Here is a 14,048-nt window from a genome sequence, read left to right on the forward strand (position 1 = left end):
TCACATAGGGTCGGCGGCGTGGAGATCGCGGGGGCGCGGTGGGCGGAGTGCGAGGACGTGCCGGTGCTGGTGGTGCCGGTCGGGGCCACCGAGCAGCACGGACCCCACCTCCCGCTCGGCACCGACACGACGATCGCCGCCGCCGTCGCCGCCCGCAGCGGCTTCCCGACCGCCCCGGCGCTGCCCTACGGCGCCTCCGGGGAACACGAGGGCTTCCCGGGCACCGTGTCCATCGGCACCGAGACGCTCGCGGCGGTGATCGTCGAGCTCGGGCGCTCCGCGTGCCGGTTCGCCCGCCGGCTGGTGCTCGTCAACGGGCACGGGGGCAACGTCGGCGCGCTGCGGGTCGCGGTGCCGATGCTGCGCGAGGAGGGCCGTGACGTCGCCTGGTTCGCCTGCGGCGTCCCGGGCGCCGACGCGCACGCCGGGCGCCACGAGACCGCGGTGATGCTGGCGCTCGCGCCCGGAGACGTGCGTGAGGACCTCGCCGCGCCGGGCAACACGGCCCCGCTGCGCGAGCTGATGCCGGCGATCACGGCCGGGTCGGTGCGCGACGTGAGCCCGTCCGGCGTGCTCGGCGACCCGACGGGGGCGACGGACGGCGAGGGCGCCGAGTCCGTGGCGGTGATGGTCGCCGCGCTCGCCGGCGCCGTCGGGGCGTGGGCGGTGGACGAGGCGACCGGCCGGCTCACCTGAGCCGCTGCGCCACGGCCGCCGCCAGCCGGTCGGCGGCGCCGTCGGCGTGCCCGAGGAACAGCGACGGCTCGGCCAGCTCGACCTCGAGCACCAGCGGGCCGTCGGCGCCGGGCAGCAGGTCGACGCGGGCGTAGAGCGGCGCCGCGCCCAGGTGCGCGGTCACGTGGTCGAGGACGCGGGCCGCCACGTCCGTCTCCGCGGGCGACGGGTCGCGCGCGGTGATGTCCTCGGCGGCGAACAGCCCGTCGACGAGACCGGCGCCGCGCGTCAGCAGCGCGCCCTTGCGCACGGCGTGGGACGCGACGCCGTCGATCGCGACCACCGCGGTCTCGCCCACCTCGTCCACGGCGGGCAGGTAGGGCTGCACGAGCACGGGGCGCCCGGCGTCGAGCAGCGCACGGACGTGCCCGGCCGAGCGGGCCGTCTCGTCCGCGCCGCAGCGCAGGGTGTCCTTCGACCCGGCCGAGACGCACGGCTTCACGACGTGCTCGACGGCGCGGAACGGGTGACCGTCGGGGTCGCTCCCCGGCTCCACGATCGCCGACGGCACGACCGGCAGCCCCGCGTCCGCCAGTTCGAGGAGGTAGTGCTTGTCGGTGGTCCAGGCGAGCACGCCCGGCGGGTTGTACAGGCGGGTCCGGCCCGCGACCTCGTCGGCCCACGCGAGGAACGCGGTCCGGCGCAGCGCGTAGTCCCAGGTCGAGCGGACGAGGACGAGGTCGACGGCGTCCCAGGCGACCTCCGGGTCGTCCCACACCGCGGGCCCGGCGTCGAGACCCCGCGCGCGCAGGCGGTCGCGGAGCAGAACGCCCTCGTCGTCGAGGAGACCGGGGACCTCACGGCTGGTGGCCAGGGCGACGCGCGGCATTCCCTCATCGTCCCGCCGGCGGGCGTCCTCGCCACGTTCACCGGCCCGCCGAGGACGGGGAGGACCGTCGGGTGACATGACCGGACTGCTCACCGGCGACGACCTGCTGGCCCGCGCCGAGGCCGCCCTCGCGGTCGCGCTGCCCGACGCGCTGGGCGTGGAGTTCGTCGACCCTCACGCGCCCCTCGACGGCGTCGCCCTGCCCGTCTCCGGGATCGCCGTCACGCCCGCGGCGACCCTGCACGCGGCCGCGCTCGGCGCCGCGATCGAGCTCGCGGGCTACCTGGCCGTGCTCCCCACGCTCATGCCCGCCCAGCACGCCGTGACCCACCAGATCTCGACCCAGTACCTCCGCCCGGCCCCCGCGGCTGAGCGGGTGCGGGTGGTCGGGGCGCTCGCCAAGCGGGCCCGCGAGCTCGCCTTCGTGACGGTGACGGCGAGTCTCGAGGGCTCACCTCAGCGCCCGGTCGCGCTGAGCCAGGTCACGAAGTCCGTGGTCGCGGCCTGAGGAGCGTGTCCTCGGTCGCTGCCCGGCGGCGCCGGGATACCTAGACTCGCCCGCCATCGCCACCTCGACCGCCGCGCGGGCGTCCGCGCGGCCCACCCGACCGCCGCACGGCTGGACCGTCGTCCTCGACCGCCGGGTCCTGCGCGTCGACGGCGGGCGCACGCTCGTCGGGGGCTCGCCGCCGCGCGTGCTGCACCTCGCGCCCGCCGCGTACGGGCGTCTCGCCGGACCCGACGGGATCCCGTCCGACGCCCGGCTCGTCGTCAGCGACGCGACGTCCGCGGCCCTCGCGCGCCTGCTCACCGACGCGGGCGTCGCGCACCCCGAGCCGACCCACCCCGACGCGCCGTCGCCGGCGGACGTCTCGGTGGTCGTCCCGGTGCGCGACCGTCCCGCGGAGCTCGCCCGCCTGCTCGACGCGCTGCGCGCCACGGCGCCGGGCCTCGGCGAGGTGGTGGTCGTCGACGACGGCTCCACCGACCCCGCGGCGACGCAGCGGGCGGCGTCCGGCGCGCGCGTCGTGCGCCACGCGACGTCACGCGGTCCCGCCGCGGCCCGCAACACCGGCGCCGCCGCCGCGTCCGGCGCGCTCGTCGCGTTCCTCGACTCCGACGTCGTCCCGGAACCCGGCTGGCTCGCGCCGCTGCTCGGGCACCTCGCCGACCCCGCCGTCGCCCTCGCCGCCCCCCGGATCGTGGCGTGGGGTGCCGCCGGCGAGGTTGTCAGCCTGGCGTCCACGCTGACGTCCATCGTCAGGAAATCCCCCAGCTCGATCGTGCGGGGAGTCCTCGCGCGCTACGAGGAACGGCGATCCTCCCTCGACCTCGGTGCCCGCCCGGCACCGGTGACCGCCCGGTCCCGGGTGGCCTACGTGCCCAGCGCCGCGCTGCTGGTGCGCCGCGAGGCGCTGGGCGACGGATTCGCCGAGGACATGCCCGTCGCCGAGGACGTCGACCTGGTCTGGCGCCTCGCCGGCGCCGGGTGGCGGCTGCGCTACGAGCCCGCGTCGCGGGTCGCGCACGAGCACCGCGACGCCATGGGTCCGTGGCTCGCGCGCAAGGCGTTCTACGGGACGGGCGCGGCGCCGCTCGCTCTGCGCCACCCGCGCCGCGTGCCGCCGGTGGCCCTCGCGCCGTGGACCGCCGCCGCCGTCACCCTGCTCGGCGTCCAGCGACGGTGGAGCACCGTCGCCGCGGGCGCGGTGACGGCGTTCGCCACGGTCCGCCTCGTGAAAGGTCTGCACGACGCCCGGCGCCCGAAGAGCTCGCGAGCTGGTGGAAATCCTGACCTCCAACGTCAGCGTGGACGCCAGGCTGACAACCACGCCGACCCCGAGCACACCCCGTGGCTCCCGGCCGCCCGGCTCGCGGCGGTGCTCGCGCCGTGGGGGCTGGGCGGGGCGGTGTGGCAGGCGGCCGGGGCGCTGACGCGGCACTGGTGGCCCGCCGCCGTCGTCGGGGCGCTCGTCTCGCGGCGGATCCGGAGAGCGCTGCTGCTCGCGGCCGCAGCCGAAGGGCTCGCCGACTGGGTGCGGTTCCGCGAACCGGGAGCGCGGGACGTCCTCGGGCACGTCGTCGCCCACCGTCTCGACGACCTCGCCTACGGCGCCGGGCTCTGGTGGGGCGCGTGGCGGCACCGCACGCTCGCCCCGCTGCGCCCGGACCTCAGCGGCAAGGGGCCCGACCGGTGACCCCGCACGTCCGCACCGTGGCCGTCGGGCGCCCCCGCGACGTCCCCGGGCCCCGCGACGGCGAGACGACGAGCACCGCCATCTGGAAGGAGCCCGTCGACGGCCCCGTCGTGGTCGGGGCGGAGAACCTCGCGGGCGACGAGCAGGCCGACCGCGTCAACCACGGCGGGCCGGAGAAGTCGGTCTATGCCTACGCCGAGGAGGACCTGGCCTGGTGGCGCGGCGAGCTCGGCGCCGTCGACGACCAGGTCTTCGGCCAGAACCTCACCACCGTCGGCTACGACCTGCGCGACGCCCGCGTCGGTGAGCGCTGGCGCATCGGCACCGCCCTGCTCGAGGTGGTCCAGCCGCGCATCCCGTGCTTCAAGCTCGGCCTGCGCGCCGGCGACCGCTCGATGCCCCGGCGCTTCGTCGCCGCGGTGCGGCCCGGCGTGTACCTCCGGGTGATCACCACGGGGACGTTCGCGGCGGGCGACACGATCACGGTGCTCGACCGCCCCGAGGACGGTGTCCCGGTCGCCGAGGTCTTCGCGATCTTCCACCACGACCGGGCCCGTGCGGCCCGTCTGCTCGACGCCCCGGGCCTGCCGTCCTGGTACCACGACTGGGCCCGCAAGCGCCTGGCCTGAACGGAGCCTGACCCGCGCTCCTCGGCGTGTCGCGCCCCCGAGAGCGTGGTGATCCTGGCGTCACACGCCAGCAAAGCCGCATCGCCCGAACGACCTCGCGCACGACGCCCCCGACCACCCGAACAGGGCGCGTTCGGAGGTGCGCTCAGCGTGAAGTTCCACCCCCTCCGAACGGAGGGGGGTCCGGCTGTCCGTACCGGCCTCTTTCGGGCATCGATGTCACACGGTGACGGTCCCTCGGGCCGCAGATTCGGCGTCGCGACGGTCTTGGCTCCGCGACTGCGGATCGAGCAGGACGACGCCCTCCGACCTGGGGATTTCGGGGGCGCAGTGGATGTTGCGCCGCCTCCACGACGGGGGTGTGATGTGTCCGCCGCCACGCCGGAGATGGTCGGCAACTCGCGCGCGCCACCGCCAGCGGTGGCGGGTGCGGTTCGAACACCACCACCACGTCCTCGGTCTCGACGTCAGGGCTCCGGTGCCTCGTCGGTCGGCCGAGTGAGGAGTGAGGTCCATGGCACGCATCCGGACCACCGTCGACGGCCTCGTCTACGAGGACGACGTCGAGCCGCGCATGCTGCTCGTCCAGTACCTGCGTGAACGACTCGGCAAGACGGGCACGGTGATCGGCTGCGACACCAGCAACTGCGGAGCGTGCACCGTCCACCTCGACGGGATGAGCGTGAAGTCCTGCTCGGTGCTGGCCGTCCAGGCCAACGGCGCCGAGGTGCTCACGGTCGAGGGGCTCGAGCGTGACGGCCAGCTGCACCCGGTGCAGCAGGCCTTCCACGACAACCACGCGCTGCAGTGCGGCTACTGCACGCCCGGCATGATCATGCAGTCGATCGACCTGCTCGGGGACAACCCCGACCCCTCCGAGCAGGAGGTCCGCGAGGGCATCGAGGGCAACCTCTGCCGCTGCACCGGCTACCAGAACATCGTCCGGGCGGTCCAGGACGCGGCGCACAAGATGAAGCCCGGTGCCGCGGCCCCGACCCAGCCCGCCGGCCAGCCCGTCGCGGGCGGGGGCGCCTGATGACGACCACGGAGAACGCTCCGACCCAGGAGATCGGGCGCGACCGCCGCCGCAAGGAGGACCGGCGCCTGATCACCGGACGGACCCGGTGGACCGACAATCAGGCCCTCACCGGCCTGCTGCACATCTCGGTCGTCCGCAGCCCGTTCGCGCACGCGAACATCAAGGGCATCGACACCTCGGCGGCCAAGCAGGTGCCGGGCGTCGTCGCGGTGTACTCGGCGGCCGACATCGGCGCCGACCAGGTGCAGCTGCCCTGCGCCTGGCCGATCACGAAGGACATGAAGGCCCCGCAGCGCCCGGCGCTCGCGGGCAGCCGGGTCAACTTCGCCGGCGAGGGCGTCGCGGTGGTCGTCGCCCGCAGCGCGGCGATCGCCAAGGACGCCGCCGAGCTGGTCGAGGTCGACTACGAGGAGCTCGAGCCGGTCCTCGACATGGAGGAGGCGCTCAAGGACGGCGCCACCCTCGTGCACCCCGAGATCGGCACGAACGCCAACGCGCAGTGGGTGTTCGACTCCGGCGAGGCCGGCTCGGGCGGCAGCGTCGCCGAGGCGCTGAAGAAGGCCGAGTCGGACGACGACCAGATCATCGTGCGGCGCCGCTTCCGCCAGCAGCGCCTCGTGCCGGTGTTCATGGAGCCGCGCTCCACGGTCGTCGACCCGAACGCCGAGCAGCTGACCATGTGGTCGTCGACCCAGGTCCCGCACATCCTCAAGACGATGCTGGCCCTGACGCTCGGCCTGCCCGAGCACAAGATCCGCGTCATCGCGCCGGACGTCGGCGGCGGGTTCGGCGGCAAGATCGCCGTCGCGCCCGAGGAGGTCGTGACGCTGCTGGTGGCCCAGAAGACGGGCAAGCCGGTGAAGTGGACCGAGACCCGCTCGGAGTCCCTGCTCACCGCCCACCACGGCCGTGACCAGGTCCAGGAGCTGGCCATGTCCGTCACCAAGGACGGCCAGATCACCGGCCTCGACGTGCGGCTGATCGCGGACATGGGCGCCTACCTCGGCCTCGTCGGGCCAGGCGTGCCGATCCTCGGCGCGTTCATGTTCAACGCGATCTACAAGATCCCGGCCTACCGGTTCGACTGCACCAACGTCTTCACCACCAAGACGCTCACCGACGCCTACCGCGGCGCCGGCCGCCCGGAGGCCACCTTCGGCATCGAGCGCCTGATGGACGAGGCGGCCCTCGAGCTGGGCATGGAGCCGCTCGAGTTCCGTGAGAAGAACTGGATCAAGCACGAGGAGTTCCCGTTCACCACGGTCAGCACGCTGACCTACGACACGGGCAACTACGAGGCCGCGACCGCGCAGGCCAAGCAGATGTTCGACTACGACGGCCTGCGCCGGGAGCAGCAGGAGCGCCGCCGCCGCGGTGACGTCAAGCAGCTCGGCATCGGCATCTCGACCTTCACCGAGATGTGCGGTCTGGCCCCGTCGCGCGTGCTCGGCTCGCTCGACTACGGCGCCGGCGGCTGGGAGACCGCGTCCATCCGGATGCAGCCCACCGGCAAGGCCGAGGTCGTCGTGGGCGTCAGCCCGCACGGGCAGGGCCACGAGACGGCGTTCTCGCAGATCGTCGCCGACCAGCTCGGCGTGCCGTTCGAGGATGTCGAGATCCTCCACGGCGACACCCAGTCGTCGTACAAGGGCCTCGACACCTACGGCTCGCGCTCGCTCGCGGTCGGCGGCATCGCGGTCGTCAAGGCGGCCGAGAAGGTCATCGAGAAGGCCAAGCCGATCGCCGCGCACATGCTCGAGGCCTCCGAGGGCGACCTCGAGTTCTCCGGCGGCAAGTTCACGGTCAAGGGCACCGACAAGGGTGTGGGCATCCAGGACATCGCGCTCGCGGTGTTCGCCGCCCACGACTACCCCGAGGGCATCGAGCCCGACATCGACGCCCACGCCACGTTCGACCCGGAGAACTTCTCGTTCCCGCACGGCACGCACCTGTGCGCCGTCGAGGTCGACACCGAGACCGGCTTCGTCGAGATGTACAAGTACGTCTGCGTCGACGACGTCGGCAACGTGATCAACCCGCTGATCGTCGAGGGCCAGGTCCACGGCGGCCTGGCGCAGGGCATCGCCCAGGCGCTCTACGAGGAGGCCGCGTACGACGACCAGGGCACGCTGCTCTCGGGCACGCTGGTCGACTACACGCTGCCGTCGGCGGCGGACCTCATCAGCTTCGACACCGCGAACACCACGACCGCGTCGACCACCAACCCGCTCGGGGTCAAGGGCGTCGGCGAGGCCGGGACGATCGCCTCGACCCCGGCGGTCGTGAACTCGGTGCTCGACGCGATCCGCCACCTCGGTGTCAAGGACATCGACATGCCGACCACGCCCTACCGCGTCTGGACCGCGATCCAGAACGCGTCGGGTCACGCCGGGCGCGGCGACGAGGCGAACGTCGCCTCGCCGGGTGCCGGCCTCGGCTCCACCGCCCGTGACATGCCCGAGGGAGGCAACCTGTGATCCCGGCCCAGTTCGACTACGTCCGGCCCACCACGGTCGACGAGGCGGTGCAGGCCCTGCGCGACGGCGGCGACGACGCCAAGCTCCTGGCCGGCGGCCAGAGCCTGCTGCCGGTGCTGCGGCTGCGCATGGCCGACCCGTCGCTGATCATCGACCTCGGTGGCATCCCGGAGCTCAAGGGTGTCCGCGAGGAGGGCAACGAGGTCGTCGTCGGGGCGATGACGTCGCACTACGACGTCACCCGTGACGACACGCTGCGCCAGCACGTCGCCCTCATCCAGGAGGCGACGAAGACGGTGGCCGACCCGCAGGTCCGCCACCGCGGCACCCTCGGCGGGGCGCTGGCCCACGCCGACCCGGCCGGCGACCTCGCCGCGCCGGCGCTGGCCCTCGGCGCCCAGTTCGTCATCGCCGGTTCGGGCGGCACCCGGACCGTGGCGGCGGCGGACTTCTTCGAGGACTACTTCACGACCGCGATCGGCGAGGGCGAGCTCCTCACCGAGATCCGCTTCCCGAAGTTCACCGGGTGGGGCGCGCGGTACGAGAAGTTCAACCGGGTCGCCCAGGCCTGGTCGATCGTCGCGGTCGCCGCCACCGTCAAGGTCGACGGCGGGACCATCTCCGACGCCCGCATCGGCCTCACCAACATGGCGGGCACGCCCGTGCGCGCCCGTGGTGTGGAGTCGGCGCTGGTCGGGCAGTCGGCGAGCGAGGACACTGTGCGTCAGGCCGCCCAGGCCGCCGCCGAGGGCACCAGCCCGACCGCGGACGCGGACGCCGGGTCCGACTACCGCGAGCACCTCGCCCGGGTGCTCACGGGTCGGGCCGTCCTCGCCGCGGCAGGCTGACCACGTCGAGCCAGTCGTCCGACGACCCGATCGTCACGACGCCCCGGCCCGCCCCCGCACCCGCGGGGGCGGGCCGCCGTCGTGATCCGCACCTTCTCAGGAGGAGCCCGTGAAGCTGGAGAACGAGTTCACCGTCCCCGTGGACATCGACACCGTGTTCGACGCCCTCAACGACCCGGAGAAGGTCACGCCGTGCTTCCCGGGCGCCACCCTCGACTCCCACGAGGGGGACGACTTCACCGGCACCGTGAAGGTGAAGCTCGGCCCGATCTCGATGACCTACAAGGGCAAGGGCACCTTCGTCGAGCGGGACAAGAGCAACCACAAGGTCGTCGTCGACGCCCAGGGCCGTGACTCGCGCGGCAACGGCACCGCGTCGGCGAAGGCCACGCTGACGATGGCCGACGCCGGCGGCGGCAAGACCAAGGTCACCGTCCTCACCGAGATGCAGGTGACCGGCAAGCCCGCCCAGTTCGGCCGCGGCGTCATGTCCGACGTCGGCGACAAGATCCTGGGCCAGTTCGCGTCCTGCCTCGCCGACGAGTTCGGCGGCGGGGGTGCCCCGGCGGCCGCGCCGTCGTCGGGTGGCTCGTCGAGCTCGAGCGGTGGCAACGGCACTGCCCCGGCCGGCGAGGCCGTGGCGACCTCCGGGGGCGACGCGCCGGTCAGTGCGCCGGCCGCGCCCACCCCGGTGTCCGCCGGCTCCGGCGCGCCGGCCGCCGCGGCGATGCCCACCACGGTCGGTGAGGCGTCCAAGGGCGACACGGGCGCGAAGCCCGGCGGGTCCGTCGCCGCGACGGCGACGAGCGCCGCGCAGGGTGCGGCGCAGGCCGGCCAGTCGACCCGCCAGCGCGTCGAGGCGATCGACCTGCTCGACAGCTCGCGCGACGCCGTGCTCAAGCGGCTCGCCCCCGTCGGCATCGGCGCCGGCGTGCTCGCCGCGATCATCGCGATCATCCTCATCGCGCGGGGCCGCTCGTCGTAGCGCGCTCGCGGTGTTCGCAGCGATGGGCCCCTTCGGTCGACTCGTTCGATCGAAGGGGCCCATCGCTCGTTCCGGGTCGGGACCACCCCGCGCGCTCTGCGAAGCTGCGTCCCGTGCCTCCCGGTCCCACGAACACGATCGTCGACGTCCCCGGCCTGCAGGTCGGGCACGCGGAGCTGACCGGGGCGGGGGCGCTGTCGGGGACGACGGTCGTGCTCCCGGGCCCCGAGGGCGCGGTCGCGGGCGTCGACGTGCGCGGCGGCGGTCCCGGCACCCGCGAGACCGACGCGCTCGACCCCCGCACGCTCGTCGAGCGGGTGCACGCCGTGGTGCTCACCGGCGGCAGCGCCTACGGGCTCGCCGCCGCGTCCGGGGTCGCCGACGCGCTCGGCGCGCGGGGCCGCGGGTTCCCGGTCGGCCGCGAGCCGCACGAGGTGGTGCCGGTCGTGCCGGCGGCGGTGGTGTTCGACCTCGGCCGGGGCGGCGACTTCACCGCGCGCCCGACCGCGGAGCTGGGCGCCGCCGCGCTCGCCGCGTGCTCCGACACCACGCCCGCGCAGGGCGTCGTGGGGGCGGGCTGCGGGACCCTGGTCGGCGGGATCAAGGGCGGCGTCGGCTCGGCGTCGGACGTGCTCGCCGACGGCACCGTCGTCGCCGCGCTGGTCGTCGCGAACGCCGCCGGGTCGGCGGTCGACCCGGCCACCGGCGAGCTGTGGGCCGCCCGCTTCCTCGGGGCCGGCGACGTCTCGCCGCCCCGACTGCCAGGCGACCGGACGTCGCTGCTCGCGTCCCTGCGCGACGCCGCCGCCCCGCCCACCCTGAACACCACCATCGGCGTCGTCGCCACCGACGCCGGGCTCTCGGTCGCGCAGTGCGCGAAGCTCGCGGCGGTCGGCCAGAGCGGTCTCGCCCGCGCCGTGCGCCCCGCGCACGGGATGACCGACGGCGACACGTTCTTCGGCCTCGCGACCACCGCCCGCCCGGCCCCGGACCTCGCCGGCCTGCAGGAGCTCCTCACCGCGGGCGCCGACTGCGTCACCCGCGCCGTCGCCCACGCCGTGCTCGCGGCCCGCTCGGTCCCGACGCCGGCGGGCCACTGGCGCTCGTACCGCGACCTGGTCACCGGCGCCGTCTGAGGCGCCGGGAGAGGGAGCGAGGGACGCCCTCGCTGCGTCCCACGCAGCGGAGGTGACCCTCGCTCCGCGGCGAGGCACCATGGAACCCGTGGAGGGCTACCGCGAGGAGCGGGTGGCGCCCGGGGTCGTGCTGTGGCGCAGCGACGGGGCGCCCGGCACGATCCTGCCCGACGGCTGCCTGGACCTGATCTGGAACGGGCGCGGGCTCGTCGTCGCGGGCCCGGACGCCGCCGCGCGGTTCAACGACGGCGGCGGACGGACCCACGTCGGCCTGCGGTTCTCCCACGGGCGCGGGCCCGCCCTGCTCGGGCTGCGCGCCGACGAGCTGCGCGACACGACGATCGCGCTGGACGCCGTGTGGTCCGCGCCCGCGGCACGGGAGCTCACCGAGCGGGTGGCCGGCGACCCGGCCGGCGTCCTGCTCGGGGTCGCGACGGCGACGCCGCCGGACGCGGAGGACCGGTTCGGCGCGCGGGTCTTCGCGGCGCTGGCCCAGGGCACCGACGTCGCGACGCTCGCGGACACGCTGGGCACGACGCCCCGCACGCTGCACCGCCGCAGCCTGCCGCTGTTCGGCTACGGGCCCCAGCACCTCGGGCGCATCCTGCGCCTGCAGCGTGCGCTGGCCCGTGCCCGCGCCGGCACCCCGTGGGCGGAGGTCGCCGCGACCGAGGGGTTCGCGGACCAGCCCCACCTGGCCCGCGAGGTGCGGACCCTGGCCGGGACGACGCCGACGGCGTTACTGGGTTAGCGGCGCGAACAGGTCCACCGAGGCGCCGTCGGGGTCGTGCACGGTCGCGTAGCGCATGCCCAGAACGCGTCCCAGGGCTTGAGCTCGCCGTGGTAGCCGGCGTCGACGAGCGCCGCGTAGGTCGCGTCGACCTCCGCGGGGGAGTCGCAGGCGAAGGCGAGCGCGCTGCGGGGGCCGCCGGTCGGCGGGGTCCAGGACGCGTCGAAGGACCGGATCGTGTCCTCGGTGTCGAAGGCCAGGTGCAGGCCGGCGCCGAGGTCGACGTCGACGTGCGGCTCGGTGTCGGCCTCGGGCGGGATGTCGACACCGAGGCGGCGGTAGAACGCGAGGGAGCGGGCCATGTCGGAGACGACCAGCTCGAAGACGGCGAGACGAGGAGGCATACGGGTCACCGTAGGGACCGGCCGCCGGGCGCGGCTTGGAGCGATCGGACAGGATGCCGGAGACGCCGCGGAGCGGACCTCGACCCCGGGAGGCAGTGGTGCACCGGGAGGAGCGCGCCCTGGGGTTCGTCCCGCCGCTGTGCCCGGACAACCTGTTCGGCCATCTCGTGGCCACGGCGGTGCCCGGCGTCGAGGAGTGGCACGACGGTGCCTACCGCCGCACGCTCGCGCTGCCCGGTGGTCCGGGCGTGGTCGCGGTGCGGCCGGGCGTGGGGCACGTCGCGGCGACGCTGTCCCTCACCGACGCCGCCGACGCCGACGAGGCCGCGGGGCTCGCGCGCCGGATCCTCGATCTCGACGCCGACCCCGCCGCGGTCGACGCGGTCCTGCGCGCCGACGACGTCCTGCGACCGCTCGTCGACGAGGCGCCGGGCCGCCGGGTCCCCGGCTCGCCGGACCCCGACGAGTTCGCCGTGCGCGCGGTCCTCGGCCAGCAGGTCTCCACGGCCGCGGCACGCACCCACGCCGCGCGGCTCGTCCGCGGCCACGGGACAGCGCTGCCGGACGGCCTCGCCGGCCCCGGCAGCACGCTGACCCACCTCTTCCCGAGCGCCCCGGCGCTGACCGCCGTCGACCCCGACGAGCTCGGCATGCCCCGGACGCGCAAGCGCACGCTGCTCACGCTGGTGGCCGCGCTGGCCGACGGGGAGGTCGTGCTGGACCCGGCCGACATCGCCGCCTCGAAGGCCGCCCTCGCGGCCCTGCCCGGGATCGGGCCGTGGACGGTGGACACCGTCGCGATGCGTGCCCTCGGCGATCCCGACGCGTTCCTGGCCGGCGATCTCGGTGTGCGGGCCGCCGCCGAGGGCCTCGGACTGCCCGCGCGCGACCGCGACCTCGTCGCCCGCGCCGAGCCCTGGCGCCCGTTCCGGGCCTACGCCACCCAGTACCTCTGGGCGGCCCTGGACCACGCCGTGAACGTCATGCCAGGGTGATCCGCGGGACGATCACGGGGACGATCACGGAGGCGCCCGTGGACACCGACGATCCGCTGTGGGGTGCGCTCGATCGCGTCGCGGAGACGCCGACCCTGCTGGTGGCCTGCGCCTTCGACGGCGCGCTGGCCCCGGACGAGGGCGATCCGGCCGAGGCCCGCGCCGAGCAGGTCTCTTCCGAGGCGCTCAACGTCCTCATGGCGCTGCACGGCACCGCGGTGGCCGTGGTGTCCGACCGGCCCGCCGACGAGGTCGCCGAGCTGATGTTCCTGTCCGGGGCCAAGGGCGGCGCCCGGATCGTGGCGCCGGAGGGGGTCGCGGCCCTGCGCGACGAGCTCGGGGCCACCGCCCTGGTCGCCGTCGGCGTCGCCCCGACCGGGGAGCCGGTGCGGGGCGACGTCGTCGTCGGGGTCGGCGACCAGCTCGCCGTGGGGTCGCCCTACGAGGTCGAGGACGTCGACGACGTCGCCGACGTCCTCGAGGAGCTCGCGAGCCTGCGCCGCCGGATCTAGAACAGCACCCGGTCCCGGGCCTCCAGGTCGAGCAGCGTCCGCTTGCGCTCGAGGCCGCCGGCGTAGCCGGTGAGGCTGCCGTCGGCGCCGACCACGCGGTGGCACGGCACGACGATGGCGACGGGGTTGCGGGCCATGGCGCCGCCGACCCGGCGGGCGTCCGCCGGCCCCAGCCCGACCGCGGCGGCGAGCTCGCCGTAGCTGGTCGTCTCGCCGTAGCCGACGGACCGCAGCTCGTCGAGGACACGACGGTCCCACGCTGGATGCCCGGAGAGGTCGACGGGGACGGTGAACTCCCGCAGCGTGCCGTCGAGGTAGGCGTCGATCTCGCGGCGGGCGAGGTCGAGGGTCTCCTCGGCGGCCTCACCGCGGGGGGTGCCACCGTCGGCGGGGGAGAAGCCGAGCAGGGTCAGACCGTGCTCGGAAGCCTCGAGGTGCAGGGGGCCGATGCGGGTCTCGTGAACGACGCTCATGTCTCTCAGAACACCGCCGGGACCGAGAACGTGTCAGCGAAGTGGGGGGGGGGGCCGC

At 75.1% G+C, this 14,048-nt stretch carries 15 protein-coding genes; 12 read left to right on the forward strand and 3 right to left on the reverse strand.

The window, feature by feature from the left end:
- Positions 1–18: 18 nt before the first annotated feature.
- Positions 19–696, forward strand: coding sequence for a mycofactocin biosynthesis peptidyl-dipeptidase MftE (mftE, locus tag ACR9E3_RS07800; RefSeq protein ID WP_460379641.1), 678 nt, complete (start codon positions 19–21; stop codon positions 694–696).
- Here mftE and ACR9E3_RS07805 read toward each other — a convergent pair.
- Positions 689–1,564, reverse strand: a complete 876-nt coding sequence (locus tag ACR9E3_RS07805) for an ATP-grasp domain-containing protein (RefSeq protein WP_460379642.1) — start codon at positions 1,562–1,564, stop codon at positions 689–691. The two genes, mftE and ACR9E3_RS07805, sit on opposite strands and share 8 nt — an antisense overlap.
- A 76-nt stretch (positions 1,565–1,640) precedes the next feature.
- Between ACR9E3_RS07805 and ACR9E3_RS07810 the strand changes: the two genes are divergently transcribed.
- The 9 genes from ACR9E3_RS07810 (at position 1,641) to ACR9E3_RS07850 (ending at position 11,627) form a co-directional block, all read left to right on the forward strand.
- Entirely contained in the window at positions 1,641–2,072 is a 432-nt protein-coding gene (locus ACR9E3_RS07810) for a PaaI family thioesterase (protein ID WP_460379643.1), read from the forward strand.
- Between the two features lie 139 nt (positions 2,073–2,211).
- Entirely contained in the window at positions 2,212–3,762 is a 1,551-nt protein-coding gene (locus tag ACR9E3_RS07815; protein WP_460379672.1) for a glycosyltransferase, read from the forward strand.
- Complete coding sequence (locus ACR9E3_RS07820) at positions 3,759–4,391, forward strand: MOSC domain-containing protein (protein ID WP_460379644.1); 633 nt, start codon at positions 3,759–3,761, stop codon at positions 4,389–4,391. The genes ACR9E3_RS07815 and ACR9E3_RS07820 overlap by 4 nt, the downstream gene beginning before the upstream one ends.
- Before the next feature lie 514 nt (positions 4,392–4,905).
- A complete protein-coding gene (locus ACR9E3_RS07825) occupies positions 4,906–5,427 on the forward strand; it encodes a (2Fe-2S)-binding protein (RefSeq protein ID WP_460379645.1) in 522 nt (173 codons plus the stop codon).
- The gene (locus ACR9E3_RS07830; protein ID WP_460379646.1) at positions 5,427–7,907 is read left to right on the forward strand and encodes a xanthine dehydrogenase family protein molybdopterin-binding subunit; all 2,481 of its coding nucleotides are present in this window, start codon (positions 5,427–5,429) and stop codon (positions 7,905–7,907) included. The genes ACR9E3_RS07825 and ACR9E3_RS07830 overlap by 1 nt, the downstream gene beginning before the upstream one ends.
- Entirely contained in the window at positions 7,904–8,755 is an 852-nt protein-coding gene (locus tag ACR9E3_RS07835) for an FAD binding domain-containing protein (RefSeq protein WP_460379647.1), read from the forward strand. Before ACR9E3_RS07830 ends, ACR9E3_RS07835 begins: the two co-directional genes overlap by 4 nt.
- 109 nt (positions 8,756–8,864) lie before the next feature.
- Positions 8,865–9,740: an SRPBCC family protein gene (locus tag ACR9E3_RS07840; protein WP_460379648.1), complete on the forward strand. Its 876-nt coding sequence runs from the start codon at positions 8,865–8,867 to the stop codon at positions 9,738–9,740.
- A 113-nt stretch (positions 9,741–9,853) separates the two neighbouring features.
- Complete coding sequence (locus tag ACR9E3_RS07845; RefSeq protein WP_460379649.1) at positions 9,854–10,876, forward strand: P1 family peptidase; 1,023 nt, start codon at positions 9,854–9,856, stop codon at positions 10,874–10,876.
- Between the two features lie 79 nt (positions 10,877–10,955).
- Entirely contained in the window at positions 10,956–11,627 is a 672-nt protein-coding gene (locus ACR9E3_RS07850) for a helix-turn-helix domain-containing protein (RefSeq protein ID WP_460379650.1), read from the forward strand.
- On the opposite strand, the gene ACR9E3_RS07855 is transcribed toward ACR9E3_RS07850, so the two are convergent.
- Positions 11,624–12,010 (reverse strand): VOC family protein, encoded by a 387-nt coding sequence (locus ACR9E3_RS07855; protein ID WP_460379651.1) that lies wholly within the window; start codon positions 12,008–12,010, stop codon positions 11,624–11,626. The genes ACR9E3_RS07850 and ACR9E3_RS07855 overlap by 4 nt on opposite strands.
- Before the next feature lie 98 nt (positions 12,011–12,108).
- On the opposite strand from ACR9E3_RS07855, the gene ACR9E3_RS07860 reads away from it, so the two are divergent.
- Both ACR9E3_RS07860 and ACR9E3_RS07865 read left to right on the forward strand, forming a co-directional pair.
- Complete coding sequence (locus ACR9E3_RS07860; RefSeq protein WP_460379652.1) at positions 12,109–13,005, forward strand: DNA-3-methyladenine glycosylase family protein; 897 nt, start codon at positions 12,109–12,111, stop codon at positions 13,003–13,005.
- Positions 13,006–13,043: 38 nt separating this feature from the next.
- Entirely contained in the window at positions 13,044–13,517 is a 474-nt protein-coding gene (locus tag ACR9E3_RS07865) for a hypothetical protein (RefSeq protein WP_460379653.1), read from the forward strand.
- On the opposite strand, the gene ACR9E3_RS07870 is transcribed toward ACR9E3_RS07865, so the two are convergent.
- The gene (locus ACR9E3_RS07870) at positions 13,514–13,990 is read right to left on the reverse strand and encodes a methylated-DNA--[protein]-cysteine S-methyltransferase (protein WP_460379654.1); all 477 of its coding nucleotides are present in this window, start codon (positions 13,988–13,990) and stop codon (positions 13,514–13,516) included. The two genes, ACR9E3_RS07865 and ACR9E3_RS07870, sit on opposite strands and share 4 nt — an antisense overlap.
- Positions 13,991–14,048: the final 58 nt, after the last annotated feature.

This window comes from Actinomycetospora sp. C-140 (assembly GCF_054796175.1).

Excerpts from the sequence above, each read along its gene's own strand:
- ACR9E3_RS07805 (WP_460379642.1), bottom strand. The coding sequence starts at position 1,564 with ATGCCGCGCGTCGCCCTGGCCACCAGCCGTGAGGTCCCCGGTCTCCTC.
- ACR9E3_RS07810 (WP_460379643.1), top strand. The coding sequence starts at position 1,641 with ATGACCGGACTGCTCACCGGCGACGACCTGCTGGCCCGCGCCGAGGCC.
- ACR9E3_RS07825 (WP_460379645.1), top strand. The coding sequence starts at position 4,906 with ATGGCACGCATCCGGACCACCGTCGACGGCCTCGTCTACGAGGACGAC.
- ACR9E3_RS07830 (WP_460379646.1), top strand. The coding sequence starts at position 5,427 with ATGACGACCACGGAGAACGCTCCGACCCAGGAGATCGGGCGCGACCGC.
- ACR9E3_RS07850 (WP_460379650.1), top strand. The coding sequence starts at position 10,956 with ATGGAACCCGTGGAGGGCTACCGCGAGGAGCGGGTGGCGCCCGGGGTC.
- ACR9E3_RS07855 (WP_460379651.1), bottom strand. The coding sequence starts at position 12,010 with ATGCCTCCTCGTCTCGCCGTCTTCGAGCTGGTCGTCTCCGACATGGCC.
- ACR9E3_RS07870 (WP_460379654.1), bottom strand. The coding sequence starts at position 13,990 with ATGAGCGTCGTTCACGAGACCCGCATCGGCCCCCTGCACCTCGAGGCT.